Source organism: Nocardioides sp. YJ-D4 (genome assembly GCF_054031495.1).
The window spans coordinates 4,047,402-4,070,439 of record NZ_CM132932.1 but is presented as its reverse complement, the minus strand read 5'-3'; the positions used below and the strand labels follow the sequence as shown (position 1 = coordinate 4,070,439).

Here is a 23,038-nt window from a genome sequence, read left to right as displayed (position 1 = left end):
ATGCTGCCGCTGCGTACCCGCATCTTCGCCTTCCTCCAGGAGCGCCTGGTCAAGACACCGCTGAACGCCGAGGAGATGATCGCCCTGCGCGCCCAGCGCGAGGGGCTCCGCACCGGGCCGGTCACCGCGTACCTCTTCGGCCGTCCCGCGGAGGTCGAGATCAAGGAGACGTACGTCGACGGGCGCCGGTTCGCGATCTACACGCCTCCGGGCGTCAGCGAGGGCGCACCGGTGGTCATCAACTACCACGGCGGCGGCTGGTGTCTCGGGACGCCGGAGCAGAGCGCGTGGGTTTCCTCGCACGTGGCCGCGGGGACCGGGTCGATCGTGATCGCGCCGTCCTACCGGCTGGCACCCGAGCATCCGTTCCCGGCTGCGGTCGAGGATGCCTGGTCCTCCTTGGAATGGGTCTCGAAGAACGCCGCCGATCTGGGTGGGGATCCGTCGCGGATCGCGGTGATGGGCGACAGCGCCGGCGGCAACCTGGCAGCGGTGGTGTCCTTGATGGCCCGTGATGCGGGTGGGCCGTCGGTGCGGGCTCAGGTGCTGATCTACCCGGCGGTGGAGATGTACGAGAAGTTCCCCTCCGAGGCGGCCAACGCCAACGGGCCGGTGCTCACCTCGACGCAGATGAGCACCTTCGGCCATCTCTACATGGGCGAGCGCTACGGGGACGAGTCCTGGCAGGCCTCTCCCCTGCGTGCTGCCTCGCACGCCGACCTGCCGCCGGCCCACATCATCACGGCGCTGCACGACCCGATCCGCGACCACGGCACGCGGTACGCGGAGGTCCTCCGTGCGGCCGGGACGTCGGTCTCGCTCGTGGACTACGACACCGCGTTCCACGGGTTCATGTCGCTCCCCGGCGTCGCGCCGGCTGCTCGGGAGGCTCTCGACGGGATCATCGAGTTCCTGCGGTGAGATCATCAGGAGCTTTCTACATTCGCTTAGGAGTTTGTTAACCCTCGGCGCCGGGCCGTGTTGTAACGTTCCACCCAGGTGTCCGTCGCCAGGTTGTCTCGGGTTGTGCGCCACCTGGATCCCCCCATTCGCCTGCGACTGAGAGCGCTTTCGCGAGTCCTCGGCGAGCCCTGCGCACACGGAAAGGCGTAGCGACATGCCAGACGTCTCCATCAAGATCGAGACTCTTGATCAGACGGTCAAGAAGCTGGATTCGATCATCGACGAGTTCGACCACGCGGTCGGCAATGCCGACGCGCTCGAAGGCGCCATCGGGAACCCGTTCCGCCGCGGCGAGCTGCGCAGCCAGGCCGACGACTTCGAACAGCGCTGGGACATGAAGCGCAACGATCTCAAGGACGAGCTGTCCGACGTGCGCGACCACATCAAGGGCGTCGTCGAGGGCTTCCAGAACTGGGACAGCGAGACGGCTCTCCTGTTCCAGCAGAAATAGATGGAGTGAGTCATGGATCAGTCACCCAAGGGGCGGGAGATCCAACCCGTCACCGGCGACTCGGCGGTGATCGTCGCTCGCGGCAACAAGATCGAAGAGCTCGGCGTGCAGATGTCCGAGGCGGCCACCGTGCTCGAGCAGATCGCCACCGGAGAGCTGGCCGACGGCCAGATGCAGGGAAAGGCCGTCGCTGAGCTTCAGGACAAGATCGGGTCCTCCTACGAGACGTTGCGGGAGGCCAGCGAGCTGTACACGCCCGTCGGGCCGTTGATCGCTGCGTACGGCAAGAGTCTCGGGGAGATCCAGGCCAAGATGGGACCGCTGGTCGAGTCCTGCACGGACAAGTGGACCACCTACGAGGGGCTTCCGGGAGACCGCGACGAGGACGACGCCGAAGGGCAGGCGAAGAAAGCCGCGTACGACGAATGGCAGGACGACGCGGAGAGCTGGGACGCCCAGTACGACACCTGGGAAGACGCCTATGACCTCGCCGTCAACGGCATCGGCAACGAGATGGCCGGCAGCATCAAGGACGGCTTCTGGGAGATCTTTGGCTTCCTCATCAACATTCTCGAGGCCATCGCCATGGTCTTCATGATCGCCGGGCTCTTCCTCGGTGGCATCGTCGCCGTCATCGGATTCGCCCTCGGCGCCTTGGTGCTGATCGGCAAGATCGTCCAGGCGTCAGCCGGCAAGTGCGAGGTGACAGACGTGCTCCTAGCGGTTCTCGCGGTGCTCCCCTTCGGAAAGCTCGGCCAGATCGGGAAGGCCTGGACAGCGATGGGGAAGGGTGCCGCCTCCGGCGGGAAGACCGCCGGCGCGGCCGGACGAGGCTACGGAAACTTCGCCCTGAAACGAGCGGCGCCCCTGAACCCACCTCCCGTGAACGTCACGTTCGGCGCCAAGTTCAAGACCGCACTCTCCATCTCCACCGGCTTCAGGGAGGTCCCCCGGACCAGGGCCGCTTGGATGGCCAACCCGTTCAAGGCGCCCAAGGACATTCCCGTGGGCATCATGAGCGGCTCCGACATCGCTACCGGGATGGCCATCTACGGGGGGATACGCACAGGGACCTGGGGCCAGAAGGTCGGGGCCGGCTTCGACGGGCTCAGCGGCCTGGGGAAGTGGGCAGGCGAGTGGTACGGCACCACCTCGACGAGCCAGGCGCTGAACGAGCGGCGCACCAATGACCAGCAGAGCGCACAGCCCTCGGAGGGATGATGCCGGAGACGTGGGAAGCTGAGATGGCCCAGCCATCGGAGCGATGGATCTGGGTCCCGAACGCGGGCGAGCTCGACACCTCGGGTGCGGAGACGTGGGTCGAGGACGTGCTCGCCTCGCTCCGCGACACCTGGGACGGCGAGTGGACCGACGAGGTCGACCCCGGCGCGCGTGCCCTGCTCGCCCACCACCTCGCCGGCGACCTCCACCCCGGGACGCTGGCCGCGATGCTCCACTGGCCGCTGCCCGCGCCCGTCGTCAGCCGGGTGAGGGTCGTACTCGGGGGTGGCGAGCCGACCTCGCCCGAGGAGTGGCGACAGCAGGGCTTCGACGTCGATGAGTACGCCGGGGCCGCTCTCGGTCCCGGACTGAGATGTCTCGCGTCCAGGACCGGAGAGATCGACGGTGAGACCGTCGAGTTCCTCACCGGCATCTTCGTCTTCTCGACACAGGAGATCAGCGTGATGGTCGTCGTCGAGGCAGGCGCACCCGAGATCTTCGGTCTCACCATCGCGGACATGCCGCTCTTCCTCGCCGAGCTCGAGGTCGTACGCCCCGATGGCACCCCGTTCTCGGCAGAGCCGGTCCCCGGCATGCTGAGCGACCCGTTCGACGTCTGGGAGGACTCGTCCTTTGTCTGAGGCAGCACCCGCCCCGCAGTCCTCGCTACGCGAACTGCTCGGCGGCACCAAGGAGCCGGAGTTCGAGCTGAGGCTCCTCCCCGGCTGGGAACGACACTCCCCGGGCGAGGCAGACCGGGCCGCGATGGACGCGGCGTTGAAGAAGCGCTTCATGAGCATCAACAGGCCCGAGCTCCACGCCTCCATGCGGGTGCAGCTCGATCAGGCGTACGCGCTCATGAAGCAGCATCAGGTCAAGGCCTACTTCGCCGCCACCGCCGAGACCGACAGCCTCGCCATCATTCCCGGCGCGATCGTCGCGACGACGTTCCACGCGCACAGCGGCGGGACCCTCGACACCCACGTCGCCGCGATCATCCGTGACCACGGCGCGAAGCCGTTGTTCGGCGACAAGCGGTTCATCAGGTACGAGCGCGAGTCGACCAAGACCGCCCAGGGCGACGAGCCGGTGGTCGCGACGACGATCGTCTACATGACACCCGTCCCCGGCTCGAAGCGGCGGCGGGGGCTCCAGCTGACCGCGACGATCGCCCGGCCGATGGACATGGCGGCGACCGATGAGAAGTTCCTGGCGTGGAAGCTCGCGCTGGACGTCTGTGTCTCGACGCTGCGGTGGGTGCCGGCCTGAGGATCAGCTGATGTCCGCGGCGGCGCGGTGGGCCGAGCCGATCGTGGCGGGGATCCCGACGCCGTCGTAGGAGGCGCCGGCGAGAGCGAGGCCCGGGACCGCTCTGAGGCCCTGCCGAATCCGGGCGACCCTGTCGAGATGCCCGACGGGATACTGCGGGAGCGCGTCGGTCCAGCGCTGGACGTGCACGTCGTTCGGCTTCGCGGTGATGCCGGCGATCCGCTCCAAGGCCGCCAGGGAGTCGGCGACGAGCCGGTCGTCGTCGTCCGAGGGTGGCTCGCCGTGGCGCCCGATGGAGGTACGCAGGTAGTTGCCGCGTTCCCCCACCCAGGCCCACTTGGCGAAGGAGAAGGTGGAGGCCTTGATCGCGCAGTCCTCGACGGGCGGGACGAGGAACCCGGACCTGCCGGCCAGCTCCGCGGGGAGGTCGGGGAAGGCGAAGGTGACCACGGCGACGCTCGCGGTCTCGATCCCGGAGAGCTCGCGCGCCACCGAGGGCGCGGTCGAGCGGAGCAGCTTCGCGGCCACCGGAGCGGGGGTCGCGACGACCACGGCATCGGCGGCCTCCACCTCGTCGCCGGTCTCGATCAGGAAGCCCTGCGGAGTCCGGGTGACGGTGTCGACCTGGGTGTCGAGTCGGATGTCGAGGCCATCGGCGAGGGTCGCGGTCAACCGGGACATGCCGCCGTCGATCCCGGCGAAGACCGGGACCGTCGAGCTCGGGAGCGCGGCCGCAGCCTCCAGCAGCGACCCCTTCTCGGCCAGCATGAACAGCTGCGGCGCAGCCGCCTTCACCGAGATCGCGCGGGCACGGCCGGCGTAGACCCCCGCGAGCAGCGGCTCCGCCAGCCGGTCGGCCGTCTCGTCCCCGAACCGGGACGCGATGAAGTCACCGACCGAGACGTCCTCGTCCGTCTTCGCAGGCGGGAGCGTGGGTTCGCGGCGTACGACCTCCAAGGTCTCCTCCGAGAGAAGCCCCGAGGACTCGAGCGCGGCCAGGTCGAGGGGCACGCCCATGATCGACCGCGGGATCGGCCGCAGCGCGCCGCGGGACCAGATCGACGACTTCGCCTCGGTCGGGTGGACCACGTCGAGGCCAACCTCACGAGCCAGGGACACGCCCTCCGGCCGGCGGTTGAGCATCGCCTCGGCGCCGACGTCGACCGTCTGCCCGGCCACGGACTCACCGCGGATCTTTCCGCCGACCCGGTCGGACGCCTCCAGCACCGTGACCCGATGGCCCTTCAGGGACAGATCGCGGGCCGCGGTCAGCCCGGCGATCCCTGCTCCGACGACGATGACACGCACAGCAGCAGTCTCCCATCCCCGTGGTCGCTCCTAGTGCCGAGGCGTCACCGCGGTCGGCCGAGATGGCACCGAAGTGCCCACTCGGCCGACGTGAGTGCCGTCCCGGCCGACGTACCTGACGCCTCGGCGAGAGGGGTCAGCTGGCCAGCTTTCCGAAGTTGGAGCGGTGGAAGACGAGGGGCTGGCCGGCGCCGTGGTCGGCGGCGTGGAGCTGGAGGAGTACGACGATGTGGTCGCCGGCCTCGACCTCGCGGTAGATCGTGCAGTCGAACTGCGCGAGGCCCTCGTCGAGGGTGAGGGCTCCGTCGAGGGACGAGCTGACCACGAGGCCGTCGAAGCGGGAGTCGACGGGGCCGGCGAGCTGGCGGCAGACCTCGCCGTGGTGCTCGGCGAGGACGGTGACGCCCAGGTGCGAGGAGCGCCGTAGGTCGGGCCACGTCTTCGAGGTCCGGGCCACGGAGAAGGAGACCAGGGGCGGGTCCAGGGACACCGAGGTGAACGACGACGCGGCCAGGCCGACGGGACGGCCGTCGACCACCGCGGCGACGGCCACCACCCCGCTGGGGAAGACCCCGAAGGCCTGCCGCAACGCGGCCGGGTCGAGATCCTGATTCGTACGCAGCGGACTCGTCATCACGCCACCACCTCTCTCGCGGGCACTGCCCGCGCCTCGTCCACCGCCGTGTCCCGCAGCCTCTCGCCACGGGTCTCCGGCAGCAGCCACATGCAGGTCAGACTGACCACGGCGACCACGACGTTGTAGCCGGCCACCCACCACAGCGAGCGGTCGTCGGAGAGCGCCACCAGGGCGGCCGCGATCAGCGGCGTCAGCCCGGAGGCCACCACTCCTGAGATCTGGTAGAGCGCGTTGAGCGCGGAGAACCGGTAGCGGGTGTCGAACAGCTCGCTCCAGAACGCCGCCAGCGGACCGTAGACGGTGCCGTAGACCAGACCCAGCCCGCCGACGAAGGCGGCGACCGACGGCACCACCGCGCCGGACTGCGCCGCGGCCGCGACCGGGAAGGCGATCACCAGCCCCAGCACGGCCCCGACCGTGTAGACCGGGCGCCGTCCGAACCGGTCGCTCAGCGCCCCGGAGACGACGGTCATGACCACCCCCAGCAGCGCGCCGGCCATGATCGCGTTGAGCACCACCGACCGGCTCAGCCCCGCGTCAGCCACCGCGTAGGAGAGCAGGAAGACCGAGTAGAGGTTGTAGGTGAACCCCTCCACGAACCGCGTCCCCATCCCGAGCAGCAGCGTGCGCGGCTGGCGCCGGAAGAGCTCCCCGACCGGCAGCTTGGAGACCTTTTTCTCGGCCTGGACCTCCTGAAACGACGGCGTCTCCATGATCGAGAGCCGGATCCAGGCACCGATGGCGAGCAGCACGATCGAGATCAGGAAGCAGACCCGCCATCCCCACGCCAGGAAGGCCGCGTCGGGCAGCTGCGACGCCACCGCGAACGCCCCGGAGGCGAGCACCAGCCCACCCGGGACGCCGATGTGCGCGAAGCTGCCGTAGAGCCCGCGGCGCCCGGCCGGTGCGTACTCGGTGGCCAGCAGCACCGCGCCGCCGTACTCACCGCCCACGCCGATCCCCTGCAGGATCCGGAGCACCACGAGTGCGATCGGAGCGAGCACCCCGATGGAGTCGTACGTCGGGAGCAGCCCGACCAGCGAGGTGCCCACTCCCATGATCACGAGCGTCCAGATCAGCATGGTCTTGCGACCGATCCGGTCGCCGAAGTGGCCGAAGATCAGGCCTCCGACGGGGCGGGCCAGGAACCCCACGGCGAAGGTGCCGAAGGAGGCGAAGGTCGCCGCGGTGCCGCTGAGCCCGTTGAAGTAGAGCTTGTCGAAGACGAGGCCGGCGGCGGTGCCGTAGAGGAAGAAGTCGTACCACTCGATGGTGGCGCCGACCGAGGCCGCCAGCGCCACCCGCTTCGGGTTGGCTGTCGCTGCAGACATGCGCGTCCTCCCTACTGGGCGGCGGCACCGAAGGGCACCGCTGCCCCTCGGCCGACGACAGGAGCGGGGTGCGACCACAGGCCGCGGCGGGCGAGCTCGGGCAGGACGCCCTCGCCGAACCAGTACGACTCCTCCAGGTGCGGGTATCCGGAGAGCACGAACTCGGAGATCCCGACGGAGTGGTAGGCCTCGATCAGGTCGGCGATCTCGGTGTAGGAGCCGACCAGCGCGGTCCCGGCACCACCACGGACCAGCCCGACGCCCGCCCACAGGTTGGGGTAGACCTCGAGCCCGTCGCGCGAGCCCTGGTTGAGCTCCAGCATCCGCCGCTGACCCTCCGAGACGCTACGGGAGAGACCCGCCTGGACTCGCGCGATGTCCTCGTCCGAGATGTTCTCCAGCAGCCGGTCGGCCTCGGCCCACGCGGCAGACGAGGTCTCGCGGGCGATCGAGTGCAGCCGGATCCCGAAGCGGAGCTCACGCCCCCGGTCGGCGGCGAGCTTCTGCACGCGTCCGATCTTCTCCGCGACCGCGGCCGGCGGCTCACCCCAGGTCAGGTAGACGTCGGCGTGCTCGGCGGCGACCTCCAGGGCCGCAGGCGAAGAGCCGCCGAAGTAGACGTCCGGGACCGGCGTCGGCCGCTGCTCGAGCCGGGCGTTCTCCACCGAGAGATGCTTCCCGGAGAAGGTCACCGTCTCCCCCGCCCACAACCGGCGGACGATGTGCAGGAACTCCCCGCACCGCTCGTACCGCTCGTCCTTGGCCAGGAAGTCGCCGTACATCCGCTGCTCGTGGTCCTCACCTCCGGTGACGACGTTGAGGAGCAGCCGCTGCCCGGACAGGTTCTGGAACGTGCCGGCCATCTGCGCGGCCAGGTAGGGCGAGACCGAGTCGGGCCGGAACGCGACCAGGAACTTCAGCCGCTCCGAGAGGGAGCTGAGCATCGCGGTCGTCACCCAGGCGTCCTCGCACCACGCGCCGGTCGGCGTCAGCGCCGCCTCGAAACCGAGCTGCTCGGCGCTGCGGGCGATCTGGCCGAGGTAGGGCACCGTCGCCGGACGGCCCGACGCCAGCGCGCTGACGCCGTGACCGCCGCCGATCACGTGACGGCCGTCGCCGCCGTTGGTCGGGAGGAACCAGTGGAACTTGAGCGTGCTCATCGCTGCTGCCTTTCGAGTGGGATGTGGTGGGGGTGTCAGATCTGTCCGTGGCGCGGCGGCCGGGTGCCGTCGACGGCCCAGCGCCCGAGGTGCTGGACCTTCCAGGCGGCCGGGTCGTGGAGCGTGTGGGTGCGTGCGTTGCGCCAGTGGCGGTCGAGGTTGGTCGACGTCAGAGCCGCCCGGGTGCCAGAGACCTCGAGCAGCCGGCTGGTGACGTCGACCGACACCTTCGCGGTCGACGCGCGGGCGGCCGCCACGGCCAGGCTCGCCTCGGCGGCCGACGCCTCGGTGAGGTCGGCGTCGGCCTCGTCCACGCGTCGCGCCGCCTCGGCGAGGAGCGCCTCGGCGCTGCGTACGGCCAGCTCCATCTCGCCGAAGGCCTGGACGACCAGCGGGTCCTGTGCGGCCGTCTCGGCGCCGGCGAGCGCGACGGCGTCGGCGTAGGGGCGGGACTTCGTGCGTACGAACTCGGAGGCCTCGTCCAGCGCGCGCCGGGCGATGCCGGCATCGATGGCCGCGTGCAGCAGCTGGGCGAAGGCGCCGTAGGTCGTCGGCACGTCGAACGTGACGGAGAACGGCGTCACCCACTCCTCGGCCACGGCGACGTCGGTGAGGCGCACCGTGCCGGACCCGGTCGTACGCTGCCCCACGGCGTCCCAGTCGTCGACGATCTCGACGCCGGGAGTCTCGGTGCGGACCCAGGCCACCTGCAGCGGCCCGTCGACGTCACGCCGCGCGAGCACGGCGAGATAGTCGGCGAAGAGCGAGCCGGTGCAGTAGAACTTCTCGCCGTTCAGCAGCCACTCCCCCTCGTCCCGGGCAGGCGTGAGGGTGGTCCTGATGTCGCGCACGTGCTTGGTCCCGAACTCCGACTGCGCGTTGGCGACCAGCGCCCCGGCCCGCACCTCGCTGTAGATCCGCTGCTGCTGCTCGCGGGTGCCGTTCAGCCGGAGCTGGTTGAGGAAGACGAAGTGGCTGTGCGGGACCTGGCCGACGTTGGGATCGCCCCACGAGACCAGCCGGAACACCTCCGCCACGGTCGTGGCGGGCAGCGCAGGCCCACCGAACTCGAGAGGGACGGTGAGCGCGCCGAGCCCGGCGGCGGCGTACGCCTTGACCTGGTCGTAGGGCAGCGCCCTGACCCGGTCGCGTCCGCCGTCGCCGAGCGCGAGCTCGTCGGCCAGCCGCCGCGCCACCAGCGGCGCGGTCTCGGCGTCGAGCCGGGCGATCTCCGTCGTGCTCAAGCCACGGACTCCAGCTGCTGCGCCTCGAGCTCGCGCACGATCGGCAGGACGCGCTGACCGAAGTACTCCACGTCCTCGAGGTAGTGCAGGAAGCCGCCGAGGACCAGGTCGGCGCCGGCCCGCTTGAGCTCGACGATCCGCTCGGCGACCTGCTCGGGCGTGCCGATCAGCCCGGTCCGGAAGCCGTCGTTGTACTGCACCAGGTCCTCGAAGGTGGAGTCCTGCCACATCCCGGTCTTGTCGCCGGTCGACTGCCCGGCCTGCTTGACCGCCGACCCGAAGCCCTCGACGGCCTCACGGTCGGCCTTGTCGATGATCTCCCGGAGGGTGTCGCGAGCCTCCTTCTCGGTGTCGCGGGCCACGATGAAGCCGTTGATCCCGAACCGGACCCGCCGTCCCAGCGGCCCGGCGACCGCGTTGACGTCGGCGATCTGCGCGGCGAGGCCCTCGGGGGTGTTGCCGTTGGCGAAGTACCAGTCCGAGACGCGGCCGGCCATCGCCTTGGCGTCGGAGGAGTTGCCGCCCTGGAAGATCTCCGGGTGCGGACGGCCCTCGCTGGCCAGCGGCTTCGGCTTCAGGTCGAAGTCGTGCAGCCGGTAGAAGTCGCCGTTGAGCTCGGCGGCCTCACTCGTCCAGATCTCGCGGAGGTAGCGGATGAACTCCTCCGAGCGGCGGTAGCGCTCGCCGTGCTCGAGCCACGGCTCGCCGAGCTGGGTGAACTCGTTCTTGAACCAGCCGCTGACCACGTTGACGGCCGCGCGGCCGCCGGAGAGGTGGTCGGCGGTGGCCAGGAACTTGGCGAGTACGCCGGGCTGCCACAGTCCCGGGTGGACGGCGGCGATCACCTTGAGCCGCTCGGTGGCCAGCAGCAGCGCGAGGGAGAACGAGGTGGACTCGTGCTGGTAGGCCGCACCGTAGGAGGCCATGTAGCGCACCTGGGACAGGGCGTACTCGAAGCCGTTGTTCTCGGCCAGCTGCGCGAGCTTCTTGTTGTAGTCGTAGCTCCAGTCGGTGCGCTGCTCGATCTTGCTCACCACGAGGCCGCCGCTGACGTTGGGCACCCAGTAGGCGAACTTCAGGGGCTCGGTTGCCGGTGAAGTCATGCTGGTCTCCTTGGATCGCTAATGTCTACTAAACTTATCCGATTAAACAGAAGACGGGACCGGATCTTCCGATGTGGACCACCGGAAGACCCGATCCCGTGATAGGCGTGGCCTATCAGGCGGCGAGAAGGCGAGAGGCCCTACTGATCACCGCAGGCGGCTCACGTGTACCAGGTCGGCGCGGGGATCTCGCCGAGCAGCGCGTAGCGGCCCACCTCGGCCCGCTTGTGCGCGACCGGGTCGTGCAGCGAGTGGGTGCGGATGTTGCGCCAGAAGATGTCCAGGCCGACCTTGTTGGAGGTCGCCCTGGCACCGGTCAGGTCGTAGACCTTGGTGCCGATCTCCAGGCCGGCGTCGATCGCGACCTGCTTGGCCGCGGCGATCACGACCGCCGCCTCGCCGCGCTCCTGCTCGGTGACCTCGTCGGCGTGCGCGTTGATGGCCTCGATCAGGCCGGCCGCCCGCTCAGCCAGTGCCTGGGCCGCCCACAGCTTCGAGGTCAGGTCGCCGTAGGTCTCCTGGATGTAGAACTCCTCGCTCCCCTTCTCCTTGACGTCTCCGGCGTAGGGCCAGGCGCGGGTCGTGTCGCGGGTGTAGGTCGCCGCGGTCGTCAGGGCGCCCTCCGCGATCCCGAGGTAGAAGTTGGTGAAGATGAGCTGGATGATCGGCACGTTGAGGGTGTTGTAGACCCGCGGGACGAACTCGTACGTCCCGTCCTCCTGCTTCGCATAGCCGGCCGCCGACTCCCAGGGGACGCGCACGCCGTTGATCTCGACAGCGCCGGACTCGGTGAGCCGCTGGCCCAGGTTGTCCCAGTCGCCGGCGAAGACGATCGCCTCCTGCTGGGTCGGGACGATCGCGAAGACATGCTTCTCGGTGCCTTCGATGACCCCCTCGAGAACGGTCAGGTCGGAGATCCGCCCGCCGGTCGAGAACGACTTGCGGCCGGTGAAGACGAGCTCGTCGCCCTCGACCCTGATCACCAGGTCGTCGTCGCGCGGGTTGACCGCGCCGCCGAAGAAGAAGTTGTTCTCGGTGTAGAGCTGCTCGACGGCGGCGATCTGCTCCGGGGTGCCGACCAGCCGCGCCGCCCAGGCCCACAGGTAGTGGTAGCCGAGCAGCTGCCCGATCGAGCCGTCGCCCGCCGCGACCGCCCGGACCACGCGCAGCGCGGTCGTCCAGTCCTGGCCGGCACCGCCGTGCTCAGCAGGGCCGAGCAGAGTGACCAGGCCGCTCTCCTTGAGCAGGTTCACCTCGTAGGTCGGGACCTGGTTGGCCCGGTCGCGGGCGACCGCGTCCACGGAGAGCCTGGTGGCCACCTCGCGGGCACGGTCGACCCAGCCCTCCGGAGTCGTGGGTGCCGCGCCGAACTCCGCGGCGTTGCGTACAGCTTCGGTTGTCATCGCGCCCTCTCAGTCTTGCGTCGTGGATGTTTCTGTCTTTAATCGACCAAGTTACTTGAGAATGGACGGTGTGAGAGAGGCTGGACGCCAGCGATCACCGATCACCCGCTCGGGATGACCGATCACCGACCGACGAGAGGACAGCGTGAGGATCGAGCAGCTGGAGTACATCGCAGCCGTGACCCAGTACGGCTCGCTGCGCCGCGCGAGCGAGCAGCTCCACATCTCCCAGCCCGCCCTGAGCGAGGCGATCACCAAGCTCGAGCGCGAGCTCGGCGTGACCCTGCTCGACCGACGCCGCGCCGGGGCCCGGATCAGCCGCGAGGGCCAGGAGCTGCTGCACTCCATGTCCGACGTCCTGGAGGCCGTCGACCGCCTCCGCCTGGCCGCCGGCGACCAGAGTGCCGGGGTCAGCTCGGTGCGGGTCGGCACGGTCCACGCCGGCACCTCGACCGTGCTGCTACCGACGTTGCGGAGATTCGCCGACGAGCACCCGCGCACGAGCGTCGAGGTGCGCACCATGGTGCAGGAGGACATCTATCTCGCCCTCGCCGAGGGCACCATCGACATCGGCCTGGTCAACCTGCTCGACGGCGACGATCTGCCGCCGACGGTCGAGGGCACCGTGCTTCTCCACGGACGGCCGATCGTGGTGCTGCCCGCCGGCCACCCCCTCGCGTCCCGCGACGAGATCACCGTCGAGGAGCTCCGCGAGGAGCCGTTCGTCGGCATGCGCTCGGGCTACCTGATGTATCGCTTCGCCCACCGCGTCTTCGGTCGCGACCTTCCTCACCACTGGCACGCCACCGACGGCGCCGAGATGGGCAAGATGATGGTCGGCGAGGGCCTCGGGCTGACCCTGCTGCCCGACTACAGCGTCGTCGGCGACCCGCGCGAGACGGGCGGGCACATCACCGTACGCCCCCTCGCCGGGGACCGCTCCCGGGTGACGATGGTCGCGGCGCGACGGCACAACGCACGTACGACCTCGGGGGCGCGCAGCCTCCTGGACCTGCTCGCCGAGACGGCTGCCCGCTCTCAGCGCTCTCGGTCTCAGCCCTCGGCCGGCTCGTAGCTCTGCACGAACTCGGTGAGCCGGGCGAGCTGGTCGGGGTCGGTGGTCGGGATGACGCCGTGGCCGAGGTTGAAGACGTGGCCCTTGGCGCGCCGCCCGGTCTCGAGGATCTTCCCGGCCTGCTCGAGCATCACCTCGGTGGGCGCGAAGACGAGGGCGGGGTCGAGGTTGCCCTGGACGCCGAAGTCGTCGCCGAGCTGGCCGATCGCCCAGTCAAGCGGCGTACGCCAGTCGACACCGACGACCTCAGCACCGGCGCTGCCCATCAGCGGAAGGAGCATGGCGGAGTTGACGCCGAAGTGGATCCGCGGGACACCGAGCTCGCCGATCCGGGTCAACACCTGGGCGGAGTACGGCAGCACGTGGCGCTCGTAGTCGGCGGGCGTGCAGGCGCCGGCCCAGGAGTCGAAGAGCTGCACCGCGGAGGCACCCGCGCGGACCTGGACCTCCAGGAACGCGCCGGAGATACCGGCGATCTTGCGCATCAGGGCGTCCCACACGTCGGGGGCACCGAACATGAGCGCCTTGGTCTTGGCGTACTCCTTCGAGGGGCCGCCCTCGACCAGGTAGGAGGCGACGGTGAACGGGGCGCCGGCGAAGCCGATCAGCGGGGTGCCGCCGTTGATGCCTCCGAGCTCGCCGACCAGGTTCTGGACGGCCTCGGTGATGTAGGTGACGTGCTCCGGGGTCAGGTCCGGGATCGCCTCCACGTCGGCCAGCGTGCGCACCGGTTTCGCGATCACCGGGCCGACTCCGGGCTTGATGTCGAGGTCGACCCCGACCGCCTTCAGCGGCAGCACGATGTCGGAGAAGAAGATGGCCGCGTCGACCCCGTAGCGGCGTACGGGCTGCAGGGTGATCTCGGTGATCAGGTCGGCGTCCTGGCAGGACTCCAGCATGCCGATGCCCTCGCGGACCTTGAGATATTCGGGCAGCGAACGGCCGGCCTGGCGCATGAACCACACCGGCGTACGGCTCGGCTTCTCTCCCCTGAGCGCCTGCAGGAACGGGGACGACGCGAGCGCGTCGGAGGGGTTCTCAGGAGGGTTCACGGCAGCCACTCGGCAATGGTCCCACCCGGCGCGGCGTGTACGCACATCGCGAATCGCGCAGAAGACATACCCTGTTCACATGGTCGTCCGTGGAGAGTCGCGTCCCGCCGCGGGACCGGAGACCGGTCCTGCCGTGTTCCGGTCCGCCGCGGAAGGGATGCGCGCCGCGACCTTCAGACCCGAGGTGCTGGCCGAGGAGATGCCGGCGCCCCAGCGGATCGCTCCGTACGCCGCGGCGCTGTCCGCCGAGGTGACCGTCGGCGACGTCGACGTGGCGACCGGACGGCTGATCCTGCTGCACGACCCCGACGGCAACGATGCCTGGGGCACGGTGCACGGACTGCCCGGCACTTTCCGGCTGGTGGCGTACGCACGGGCCGACATCGACGTCGAGCACATCAGCGACCCGCTGCTCGGTGAGGTCGGCTGGTCCTGGCTCCTCGACGCGCTCTCCGGTCACGGCGCCGAGCACGTCGCCGCCGCCGGCACCGTGACCCGCGTCGCCACCGAGGCCTACGGCGGGATGGCCGATGAGGACGGCACCGCGCAGATCGAGATCCGCGCCTCCTGGACGCCGGTGGGGACGGCCTCGGGCGACCTGGACCTGCGACCACACACCGAGGCATGGGGCGAACTGCTCTGCACGGCCGCGGGACTTCCTCCGGTGCCGGAGGGCGTCACCGTCATACCGAGCCGGCGAGGGCAGCGAGGCGTGTGATCGAACGTCAGCGAGTGACCCATCGGGCCAACACGCCGCCGCGTCCGTATCATGGCGCATGCGCGACGGAGGTGGCGGCGTGATCGAGGACAACACCGAGGCCGAGACAGGGCCGGACACACCAGAAGATGCTCCGGCGCCGCTGCTGACCCTGCGCGACGGGTTGCCTCCGGTGACCGACACCGACGAAGGCCTGGTCAAGGCCGCCGCTGCCATCGCCGCCGGCTCGGGTCCGGTCGGGATCGACGCCGAGCGCGCCTCCGGCTACCGCTACTCCAACCGTGCGTACCTGATCCAGCTGCGCCGCGAAGGCTCCGGGATCTGGCTGATCGACCCGATCGAGCTGTCCACGATGCAGCCGCTGGTCGACGCGCTCGAGGGCACCGAGTGGATCCTGCACGCCGCCACCCAGGACCTCCCCTGTCTCAGCGACCTCGGCCTGCACCCCTCCGCCCTGTTCGACACCGAGCTCGCGGGGCGGCTGCTGGGATATCCGCGCGTCGGGCTCGGCACCCTGGTCGAGACGGTGCTGGGCTTCACCATGCTCAAGGAGCACTCCGCGGCCGACTGGTCGACCCGGCCGCTGCCGGACGCCTGGCTCGAGTACGCCGCGCTCGACGTCGAAGTGCTCGTCGAGCTGCGCGACGCGCTGGCCGACGAGCTCGTCGCACAGGGCAAGGAGGCCTGGGCCCGCCAGGAGTTCGACTGGCTGCGCGGGTTCGAGGCGCCGGTGCGTACGGATGCCTGGCGACGCACCTCCGGCATGCACCGCGTCCGCGGCCGCCGCGGGCTCGCCGCGGTGCGTGAGCTGTGGACCGAGCGCGACCGGATCGCGCAGCAGCGTGACGTCACCCCGAGCCGGATCATTCCCGATGCCGCGATCGTCGCCGCCGCGCAGGATCTCCCGCAGGACAAGGCCGCTCTGCTCGGGCTGAAGGGGTTCCACGGCCGTGGCGCCGAACGCTACGCGACCTCCTGGGTGAAGGCGCTCAACCGCGCGGTCACCATGGACGAGGACGAGCTCCCGGTGCGGTCGCCGCGCTCCGAGGGTCCTCCCCCGCCGCGTGCGTGGGCCGACAAGGATCCCGCAGCCGCCCGTCGTCTCACGCTGGCGCGCGAGTCCGTCAACGCCCTCGCCGAGGCCCGCAACCTCCCCGCCGAGAACCTGCTCACTCCCGACTTCCTGCGCCGCGCCATGTGGACGCCGCCGAAGACCCGCGACCCCGGCGCTCTGCTCGACGGCATCATCGAGCTCCTCTCCGGCTTCGGCGCTCGCGGCTGGCAGATCGCCCTCACCGCCCCGCTCCTCACCGACGCCGTCCTCCACGCGGACATCGAGCCCTGACCCGTACGCCCGGCCGAGCCGTCACCCAGGACGGCCGAGCTGGCATCGCCGTGACGGCCCGGGCGACGGGGGTGACGCCTCGGCAGCTAGGAGCTGGGCGAGATCGAGGGGGACGGGGAGGCCGCCGGCGTGGGCTGGGGGAAGACGGTCTTGGAGAGCTCGTCGATCTGGACCGCGTAGTCCTCGATCTGGTCGGGCTCGGTGACCGCGAAGGAGCCTCGGACCGCGACGGCGGCGACCTTCTGGAGCTGGGCGAGCTGGGTGGCCTCGGGGAGGACCTGCATGTCGCGCACGGTGTCGGTGAAGATCCGGGCGTTCTTGGGGTTGCGCTCGGGCTGGGTGAAGACCGGCGCGTAGCCGACCTCGGAGTTGACCGGCACGAAGTGGCCGGTGCGGACCATCTTCACGACCGACTCGGTCGAGATGAGGTAGGTGAGGAAGTCGGCGGTGGCGTCGGGGTCGGCGGTCTCCGAGCCCATGCACAGTCCGGCGTAGTCGCCGGTGGTGCCGTTGCCACCCGGCATCGGCATCACGTCCCACTCCATCGCGTCGGTCGCGCGCAGGTCCGAGACCAGCGAACGGTCACCGACCAGCGCCACCAGGCGACCCTGCTTGAAGGCCTGGAACGGGGTGCGGCCGTTGAGGTCCTTCGCGGTGGCCAGCACGTTGGGCTGGGTCAGAGCCTCGACCAGCTCCTCGTACGCCCCGGCCGAGTCCTCCAGCGCGGTGGACGTCGGAGCCAGCGGCTCGTCGAAGAGGGTCGCGCCGGCGCCGGCGAGCCAGGGCATCAGCGCGGAGAGGTTCTGCTCGACGTAGGTGCCCCGGACACCCTTGTGGTGCTCGGCGGCGTACGTCATCGCCGAGCTGAACTGCTCGAGGGTCCAGCCACGCAGGGAGCCGTCGGCCCGCACGCTGGGGGTGGGCAGGCCCTCCTCCTTCATGGCGTCGAAGTCGAGCAGCCCGGTGTTGACGTAGACGACCTGCGGCGAGACGGAGTAGGGCATGCACTCGAGGCGGCGTTCGACGGAGAAGTCCTCCATCGCCTCGCGGGAGTACTTGTCGCCGAAGTCGACGTTGCGGGCCTCGAGCAGGGTGTCGACGGGCTGGATCCGCTTGTCCTCGGCGAACGCGGCGACGTCGGCACGCGGGGTGAGCACCACGTCGACCTTCTCGCCGCTGTTGACCGCCGCTGTGAGCTGGTCGGCGGTCGGCCAGGACTTCACCTCGACGGTGACGTTGGGGACCTCTTGGGTGTATTCGGCGGCCAGCTGCTTGTAGGTGTCGACCAGCGTCTTGTGGCCGGAGACCCCGAAGACGAGCTTCACCTCGGCAGGGGCCTTCGTCGTGGTGCTCGGCGAGGGCTTGGAGGCCGGGTCACCACCACCGCAAGCGGCGAGGGACGCCGAGAGAACCGTCACCAGAAGCGCCGTTGCCAGCCGCGTGCGCCGCACCATTTCCTCCATCTCAACACCAGGACCGGGTCTGTGATGCAACCACAGACCCGGTTTACCAGCGATTCACTTTACGATACGTACCTGGACACTTCCTGAGAATGCGCCCCGGGGGACCGGCTCAGGCGAGGTGATCGCGTGCGGCCTTGATCACATCATCGAAGATTTCCTTGGCCAGCACATCGCCCTCACGGCGTACGTCTGCGGGGTCCATCCGGATCAGCCGGTCCAGCCGCACCTCGGACGGCCGCCCCTGGCGGTCCCAGCCGCCGGTGCCGACATCCATCCAGTGCCGCCCGTGCCGCGCCTCCTGCGCCTCGTCGCGGTCGTGGTCCTTGCTGGTCAGCATCAGGCACAGGAGTACGCCGGCCTTCTGGCCGATCACGAGAACGGGCCGGTCCTTGCCCTGGGTCTCGTCGTCCTCGTAGGGCACCCAGCCCCACACGACCTCACCCGGGTCGGCGTTGCCGTCACCGATCTCGGGCTCGTAGGAGATGGCGCCCTCGCGCGCTGCGGGCTGGGTGTCGGTCACTACGGCTCCTTGGTCGGTGGCTGGCGTCATGGCCACCCAGCCGAGGTGCACCGAAAAAGATGATGAACACGCCGGACCGGGAGCGCCTCACGGCGCAAGGCCGCTCGAAGCGGCTGAAGTTGGGACCCGGGGCTGCCGCAGCCCGACGTGTTCGGCACCAGTGTAACGGTGCGCCCAACCTCCTCCGCATCAAAGCGAACAGGAGGCTACAACCTATCGCTACGGGCTGCTTCTCTGCAGTCAGATCAACCGCTGCTCGAGCTCGGCATGCCCCGCCGCCTCGAGCTGTTCGGAGAGCTGCAGCATGTTGCGTACGTCCTTCGCGGCCGCGTCCGGGTCCAGGGCCGCCCGCCCGGCGGCGATGACGCGGGAGAACGCGGCGGCGCGGAGGAGCACCACGGCGAAGTCGCTGCCGGCGATGCCGCGCAGCACCTCGTCGACCATCGCCTTGAGCTCCTCCGGGCCGGGAGGGTCCGCGACACCGGCCACGACCTGCGCGACCTGGGCCTTCGCCCGGCCGGCCTCGAACTCGCGCGCGGCGCCCACCGGGTCGGCGTAGACCCAGCTGCGGAGCAGGTAGAGGCGCCACAGGCACCCGGCCAGCGACTCCGCCGGCGAGCTCGACCAGACCTCGGCGATCGTCTCGATGCCCTCGGACTCGGCCAGATGGAGGATCCGCTCGGCGACCGCCGGGTCGTCGCTGTCCCGCGCGCCACGTACGAGCGCCGTCGCCGCCGCGTCGGCCGCCTCCTGCACCAGGGCAGGGTCGTCGCCCCCGAGGAGGGAGTCGAAGAAGCCGTCCCCGGGACGCATCGGCGAATGGAACTCTCTGGACATCGGATTGAGCGTAGCGGCCGCCGCACGCATGTAACAGCGCTACCCGAGCAGCTTCCGGATCCGCGCGTCGGAGACCTTCTCGGCGGTGCCGAGATGCTGGGCCCAGAGCTGGACGCGGTACTCCTCGAGCATCCACCGCACCTGCCGCAGCCGCGGACCGGGCGGCCGTCCCTCGGCCAGCGCCTCGATCTGGTGCAGGTAGGCGTCCTGGAGCGATGCGATCCGTTCGTGGGTCGTCCGGTCGGCGCGCAGGTCGGCGTCGAGCTTGCGGCGGCGTTCGACGATGGCCTTCAGATAGGTCGGATACCGCCTGATCTGCTGAGCACCCGCCTCCGCGACGAACCCACGGTGCACCAGCCGGGCGAGCTGGTCCTTCATGTCGGTCAGCGCCGGGAGCTGGAACATGTCGGCCCGCCCGGAGAGCGCCTTGTCGGTCTCGCGATACGCCTCGAGCGCCCGCATCACGTCGGCCAGGACCGCACGGACGGCCGCGACCAGGTCGGCCGGCGTGCCCGCGGCGGCCAGGACGGCGGCGTACGCCTCCTGCGTCCGCGGCAGCGGACGGGCATCGACCAGCTGGCGGACGACGGCGGCGCGGCAGTCCTCGACGAGCTCGGCGGCGCTCGGGTAGGGGGATCCGGCCAGCGCGAGCTTCTCCATGGTGGAGAGCCCGTCGACGACCTGCTTGGTGACATCGGGCAGCGCCAGGAGCAGCAGGCGTACGACGCCGAGACGATGCCTCGCCTCGGCCTCCTCAGCGGATCCGGCGACGACGAGACCGACCGTCGTGCCCTCGTCGGAGAGGCACGGGAAGACCGTGACCTCATGACCGGCACGCTTCTCGGTCACCGTGGTGGCGATGTCCCCGAAGACCCAGCTCGTCTCGCCGGTGCGGGTGTGACCGGCCGACGCCGCGACCTCGGCGATGGCCGCCTTGAACTCGCCCTCGAGCGGCGCCTTGAGCGCGTCGAGGTCCTTGCCCTTCGCGGTCTCCTTGCCGTCCTCGCCGACGACTCGGTAGGTCGGCCGCAGATGCTCGGGCACCTTGGCCCAGTCCCAGGCCTCACGAGGGATGTGTACGCCCGCGGTCGAGCGCGCCCAGCGCTCCAGCGCGGTCAGCAGCGGCTCCTCCCCCGGCGGGGTCTCCTTCAGGAAGGCGCGCGCCTTGTCGGGGGCCGGCACGAAGCTGACCCGCAGCGGCTTGGGAAGCGACCGGATCAGCGCGGTCACCAGCTCCTCGCGCAGCCCCGGCACCAGCCAGGAGAAGTCGTCGGCGCCGACACGGTTGAGCGTGGCGACGGGTACGTCGATCGTCAGTCCGTCATCGGCCGCACCCGGCTCGAAGTGGTAGCTCAGCGAGAACGTGAGCGGTCCTGCGTCCCACTCGGCCGGGAAGTCGCTCTCGGTCACCTCACCGGCGGCGTCGTTGGTGAGCATCGACAGCTCGAAGGTGAGCAGGTCGGGCGTCTCTCGCCGGGCCTGCTTCCACCACTGGTCGAAGTGGGCCCCGGAGACGATGGAGGCCGGCAGCCGGCGGTCGTAGAAGTCGAAGAGCGCGTGCTCGTCGACCACGATGTCGCGGCGCCGGGCGCGGTGCTCGAGCTCCTCGGCCTCCTCCACGAGCTTCGCGTTGTCGCGGAGGAAGCGGTGATTCGTACGCCACTCTCCGTAGACCAACGCATGCCGGATGAAGAGCTCCCGGCTCAGCTCGGGGTCGATCTTGCCGAAGGCGACCGGACGGTCGGCGACCAGCGGGACCCCGTAGAGGGTCACCTTCTCCCGGGCCATCACCGAGGCCCGCTTCTGCGACCAGTGCGGCTCGGAGTAGGTGCGTTTGACCAGGTCGCGGCCGAGGCTCTCGGCCCACTCCGGCTTGATCGAGGCGTTCTGCCGGGCCCAGAGCCGGGAGGTCTCGACGAGCTCGGCGGACATCACGAACTGCGGGTTCTTCCGGTGCAGCGCCGACCCGGGGAAGATCGCGAACTTCGCGCCGCGGGCACCCTCGTACTCCCGGGGGCCGGGCCGACGTCGGTCCCGTCCTGCCGCGGCCTCTGCCTTCTTGTCACGTTCTTCCAGCGCCCCGATGTGCGAGAGCAGCCCGGAGAGCAGCGCTTGATGGATCCCGTCGGCGTCGTAAGCGACCTTGTTCTCGCCTGCGTCTGCGCCGGCTTCGATGACGTCGCGGTGTCCCTTGCCGAGGTCGATCTTCATCTCCCGGCACACCTGGCGCAGCTGCGACTCCAGGTCCTGCCACTCCCGGACGCGTACGTAGTGCAGGAACTCCCGCTTGCACAGCCGCCGGAACGCGCTGGAGGAGAGCTCGTGCTGCTGCTGCTTGAGGTAGCGCCACAGGTTGAGCCAGGTGAGGAAGTCGGAGGTCTCGTCCTTGAATCGCGCGTGCAGCTGGTCTGCCTGCGCCTGCTCCTTGGGGTGGTCCTGCCCCGGCCGCTCACGCGGGTCCTGGAGCGAGAGCGCGGCGGCGACGACGATGACATCGCGTACGCACCCGAGCCGCTCGGCCTCGAGCACCATCCGGGCCAGCCGCGGGTCGATCGGCAGCCTGGCCAGTCGCCGGCCCAGCTTGGTCAGCCGCTGCCCCCGCATCGCGCCGAGCTCCTCGAGCAGCTGTACGCCGGCGGTGATGTTGCGCCGGTCCGGCGCCTCCACGAACGGGAACCGGGCGATGTCCCCCAGCCCGAGGGAGGCCATCTGCAGGATGACCGAGGCCAGGTTGGTGCGCAGGATCTCCGGATCGGTGAACTCGGGCCGTCCGAGATAGTCCTCCTCGGAGTAGAGCCGGATCGCGATGCCCGCCTCGACCCGGCCCGTACGTCCCGACCGCTGGTTGGCCGATGCCTGCGAGATCGGCTCGATGGGCAGCCGCTGCACCTTGGTGCGGGCGGAGTAGCGCGAGATGCGGGCGACACCGGTGTCGACGACGTACTTGATCCCGGGGACCGTCAGCGAGGTCTCGGCGACGTTGGTCGCGAGCACGATCCGGCGGCCGGTGTGGGGCGAGAAGACGCGGTGCTGGTCGGCGGCCGACAACCGGGAGAACAACGGGACGATCTCGACGAGACCCGTTCCGGAGCGACCCTTGTTCAGCCCGAGCGCGTCGCCCAGAGCATCGGCTGCGTCCCGGATCTCGCGCTCACCGGGCAGGAAGACGAGGACGTCTCCGGGCCCTTCGGCGGAGAGCTCCTTGACCGCGTCGACGATGGCCTCGGTCTGGTCGCGGACGACGACCTCGCCCTCCTCGTCCTCCTGGGAGAGCTCCATCAGCGGCCGGTAGCGGACCTCGACCGGGTAGGTGCGGCCGGAGACCTCGATGATCGGCGCGGGCTCGCCCGTCTTCACGTCGGAGAAGTGGGCCGCGAACCGCTCCGGGTCGATCGTCGCCGAGGTGATGATCAGCTTGAGATCGGGACGCCGCGGCAGCAGCCGGCGCAGGTAGCCCAGCAGGAAGTCGATGTTGAGCGACCGCTCGTGGGCCTCGTCGATGATGATCGTGTCGTAGCGGCGCAGGTCGCGGTCGCGCTGCAGCTCGGCGAGCAGGATGCCGTCGGTCATCAGCTTGATCCGCGAGGCCGCCGAGGACTTGTCCATGAACCGCACCTGATAGCCGACCAGGTCCCCGAGCTCGGTGCCCAGCTCGGACGCGATCCGCTCGGCCACCGAGCGTGCCGCGATCCGGCGCGGCTGGGTGTGCCCGATCAGGCCGGCCGACCCGCGCCCGAGCTCCAGGCAGATCTTGGGCAGCTGCGTCGTCTTCCCCGAGCCGGTCTCACCGGCGACGATCACGACCTGGTGGTCACGGATGGCCGCGGCGATGTCCTCGCGGCGCTGGGTGACCGGGAGCTCGGCAGGGTAGGTGATCGCCACGGAGACGGCGGCAGGCTGGTCGGAGGACATGAGGTCACCCATTCTCCCCCGGCGTA

At 70.0% G+C, this 23,038-nt stretch carries 20 protein-coding genes; 8 read left to right on the top strand and 12 right to left on the bottom strand.

Going from position 1 to position 23,038, the window contains the following annotated elements; genetic code table 11:
* From ACW14X_RS19560 to ACW14X_RS19540, 5 genes are all read left to right on the top strand, one after another.
* Positions 1-921 (top strand): alpha/beta hydrolase, encoded by a 921-nt coding sequence (locus tag ACW14X_RS19560; RefSeq protein WP_457163009.1) that lies wholly within the window; start codon positions 1-3, stop codon positions 919-921.
* A 196-nt stretch (positions 922-1,117) separates the two neighbouring features.
* Positions 1,118-1,414, top strand: a complete 297-nt coding sequence (locus tag ACW14X_RS19555; RefSeq protein ID WP_160027126.1) for a flagellar protein FlgN — start codon at positions 1,118-1,120, stop codon at positions 1,412-1,414.
* A 12-nt stretch (positions 1,415-1,426) separates the two neighbouring features.
* Positions 1,427-2,635 (top strand): hypothetical protein, encoded by a 1,209-nt coding sequence (locus tag ACW14X_RS19550; RefSeq protein ID WP_457163008.1) that lies wholly within the window; start codon positions 1,427-1,429, stop codon positions 2,633-2,635.
* 23 nt (positions 2,636-2,658) lie between these two features.
* A complete protein-coding gene (locus ACW14X_RS19545; RefSeq protein WP_457163007.1) occupies positions 2,659-3,276 on the top strand; it encodes a hypothetical protein in 618 nt (205 codons plus the stop codon).
* Positions 3,269-3,904, top strand: coding sequence for a protein TPRXL (locus ACW14X_RS19540; protein ID WP_160027120.1), 636 nt, complete (start codon positions 3,269-3,271; stop codon positions 3,902-3,904). The genes ACW14X_RS19545 and ACW14X_RS19540 overlap by 8 nt, the downstream gene beginning before the upstream one ends.
* A 3-nt stretch (positions 3,905-3,907) precedes the next feature.
* Here the strand turns inward: ACW14X_RS19540 and hemG are convergent, their stop codons facing one another.
* The 7 genes from hemG to ACW14X_RS19505 all read right to left on the bottom strand — a co-directional run bounded on the left by hemG (position 3,908) and on the right by ACW14X_RS19505 (position 12,090).
* Complete coding sequence (gene hemG, locus ACW14X_RS19535; protein ID WP_457163006.1) at positions 3,908-5,212, bottom strand: protoporphyrinogen oxidase; 1,305 nt, start codon at positions 5,210-5,212, stop codon at positions 3,908-3,910.
* A gap of 136 nt (positions 5,213-5,348) precedes the next feature.
* Positions 5,349-5,846 carry a flavin reductase family protein gene (locus ACW14X_RS19530; RefSeq protein WP_160027116.1) on the bottom strand — a complete coding sequence of 166 codons (498 nt, stop codon included), beginning with the start codon at positions 5,844-5,846 and terminating at the stop codon, positions 5,349-5,351.
* Positions 5,846-7,180 (bottom strand): MFS transporter, encoded by a 1,335-nt coding sequence (locus ACW14X_RS19525; protein ID WP_160027114.1) that lies wholly within the window; start codon positions 7,178-7,180, stop codon positions 5,846-5,848. The genes ACW14X_RS19530 and ACW14X_RS19525 overlap by 1 nt, the downstream gene beginning before the upstream one ends.
* A gap of 11 nt (positions 7,181-7,191) precedes the next feature.
* The gene (locus ACW14X_RS19520) at positions 7,192-8,340 is read right to left on the bottom strand and encodes an LLM class flavin-dependent oxidoreductase (RefSeq protein WP_160027112.1); all 1,149 of its coding nucleotides are present in this window, start codon (positions 8,338-8,340) and stop codon (positions 7,192-7,194) included.
* 35 nt (positions 8,341-8,375) lie between these two features.
* On the bottom strand, positions 8,376-9,584 hold the full coding sequence (locus tag ACW14X_RS19515; RefSeq protein WP_457163005.1) for an SfnB family sulfur acquisition oxidoreductase: 1,209 nt from the start codon (positions 9,582-9,584) through the stop codon (positions 8,376-8,378).
* Positions 9,581-10,687 carry a dimethylsulfone monooxygenase SfnG gene (gene sfnG, locus ACW14X_RS19510; RefSeq protein WP_457163004.1) on the bottom strand — a complete coding sequence of 369 codons (1,107 nt, stop codon included), beginning with the start codon at positions 10,685-10,687 and terminating at the stop codon, positions 9,581-9,583. Before sfnG ends, ACW14X_RS19515 begins: the two co-directional genes overlap by 4 nt.
* Positions 10,688-10,848: 161 nt before the next feature.
* Positions 10,849-12,090: an acyl-CoA dehydrogenase family protein gene (locus tag ACW14X_RS19505; RefSeq protein ID WP_457163003.1), complete on the bottom strand. Its 1,242-nt coding sequence runs from the start codon at positions 12,088-12,090 to the stop codon at positions 10,849-10,851.
* Between the two features lie 145 nt (positions 12,091-12,235).
* Here ACW14X_RS19505 and ACW14X_RS19500 point away from each other — a divergent pair, with 145 nt between their 5' ends.
* On the top strand, positions 12,236-13,165 hold the full coding sequence (locus ACW14X_RS19500; protein ID WP_160027104.1) for a LysR family transcriptional regulator: 930 nt from the start codon (positions 12,236-12,238) through the stop codon (positions 13,163-13,165).
* Here ACW14X_RS19500 and hemE read toward each other — a convergent pair.
* Positions 13,144-14,226, bottom strand: a complete 1,083-nt coding sequence (gene hemE, locus ACW14X_RS19495; protein ID WP_457163002.1) for a uroporphyrinogen decarboxylase — start codon at positions 14,224-14,226, stop codon at positions 13,144-13,146. The two genes, ACW14X_RS19500 and hemE, sit on opposite strands and share 22 nt — an antisense overlap.
* Positions 14,227-14,296: 70 nt before the next feature.
* Between hemE and ACW14X_RS19490 the strand changes: the two genes are divergently transcribed.
* Together ACW14X_RS19490 and ACW14X_RS19485 are read left to right on the top strand one after the other, a co-directional pair.
* Entirely contained in the window at positions 14,297-14,935 is a 639-nt protein-coding gene (locus ACW14X_RS19490; RefSeq protein WP_160027100.1) for a DUF3000 domain-containing protein, read from the top strand.
* Positions 14,936-14,993: 58 nt separating this feature from the next.
* The gene (locus tag ACW14X_RS19485; RefSeq protein ID WP_350715212.1) at positions 14,994-16,280 is read left to right on the top strand and encodes a ribonuclease D; all 1,287 of its coding nucleotides are present in this window, start codon (positions 14,994-14,996) and stop codon (positions 16,278-16,280) included.
* Positions 16,281-16,366: 86 nt separating this feature from the next.
* On the opposite strand, the gene ACW14X_RS19480 is transcribed toward ACW14X_RS19485, so the two are convergent.
* From ACW14X_RS19480 to hrpA, 4 genes are all read right to left on the bottom strand, one after another.
* The gene (locus ACW14X_RS19480) at positions 16,367-17,698 is read right to left on the bottom strand and encodes an ABC transporter substrate-binding protein (protein ID WP_457163001.1); all 1,332 of its coding nucleotides are present in this window, start codon (positions 17,696-17,698) and stop codon (positions 16,367-16,369) included.
* A 154-nt stretch (positions 17,699-17,852) separates the two neighbouring features.
* Complete coding sequence (locus ACW14X_RS19475) at positions 17,853-18,263, bottom strand: type II toxin-antitoxin system PemK/MazF family toxin (RefSeq protein WP_350715211.1); 411 nt, start codon at positions 18,261-18,263, stop codon at positions 17,853-17,855.
* A 240-nt stretch (positions 18,264-18,503) separates the two neighbouring features.
* Positions 18,504-19,100 (bottom strand): hypothetical protein, encoded by a 597-nt coding sequence (locus ACW14X_RS19470; RefSeq protein WP_160027094.1) that lies wholly within the window; start codon positions 19,098-19,100, stop codon positions 18,504-18,506.
* Positions 19,101-19,139: 39 nt separating this feature from the next.
* Positions 19,140-23,012 (bottom strand): ATP-dependent RNA helicase HrpA, encoded by a 3,873-nt coding sequence (gene hrpA / locus ACW14X_RS19465; protein ID WP_457163000.1) that lies wholly within the window; start codon positions 23,010-23,012, stop codon positions 19,140-19,142.
* Between the last annotated feature and the right edge of the window lie 26 nt (positions 23,013-23,038).

Bases quoted from the DNA above. Each gene is read 5' to 3' on its own strand.
- ACW14X_RS19560 (WP_457163009.1), top strand. From the start codon at position 1: ATGCTGCCGCTGCGTACCCGCATCTTCGCCTTCCTCCAGGAGCGCCTG.
- ACW14X_RS19555 (WP_160027126.1), top strand. From the start codon at position 1,118: ATGCCAGACGTCTCCATCAAGATCGAGACTCTTGATCAGACGGTCAAG.
- ACW14X_RS19550 (WP_457163008.1), top strand. From the start codon at position 1,427: ATGGATCAGTCACCCAAGGGGCGGGAGATCCAACCCGTCACCGGCGAC.
- ACW14X_RS19545 (WP_457163007.1), top strand. From the start codon at position 2,659: ATGGCCCAGCCATCGGAGCGATGGATCTGGGTCCCGAACGCGGGCGAG.
- ACW14X_RS19530 (WP_160027116.1), bottom strand. From the start codon at position 5,846: ATGACGAGTCCGCTGCGTACGAATCAGGATCTCGACCCGGCCGCGTTG.
- ACW14X_RS19525 (WP_160027114.1), bottom strand. From the start codon at position 7,180: ATGTCTGCAGCGACAGCCAACCCGAAGCGGGTGGCGCTGGCGGCCTCG.
- ACW14X_RS19520 (WP_160027112.1), bottom strand. From the start codon at position 8,340: ATGAGCACGCTCAAGTTCCACTGGTTCCTCCCGACCAACGGCGGCGAC.
- sfnG (WP_457163004.1), bottom strand. From the start codon at position 10,687: ATGACTTCACCGGCAACCGAGCCCCTGAAGTTCGCCTACTGGGTGCCC.
- ACW14X_RS19505 (WP_457163003.1), bottom strand. From the start codon at position 12,090: ATGACAACCGAAGCTGTACGCAACGCCGCGGAGTTCGGCGCGGCACCC.
- ACW14X_RS19490 (WP_160027100.1), top strand. From the start codon at position 14,297: ATGGTCGTCCGTGGAGAGTCGCGTCCCGCCGCGGGACCGGAGACCGGT.
- ACW14X_RS19485 (WP_350715212.1), top strand. From the start codon at position 14,994: ATGCGCGACGGAGGTGGCGGCGTGATCGAGGACAACACCGAGGCCGAG.
- ACW14X_RS19470 (WP_160027094.1), bottom strand. From the start codon at position 19,100: ATGTCCAGAGAGTTCCATTCGCCGATGCGTCCCGGGGACGGCTTCTTC.
- hrpA (WP_457163000.1), bottom strand. From the start codon at position 23,012: ATGTCCTCCGACCAGCCTGCCGCCGTCTCCGTGGCGATCACCTACCCT.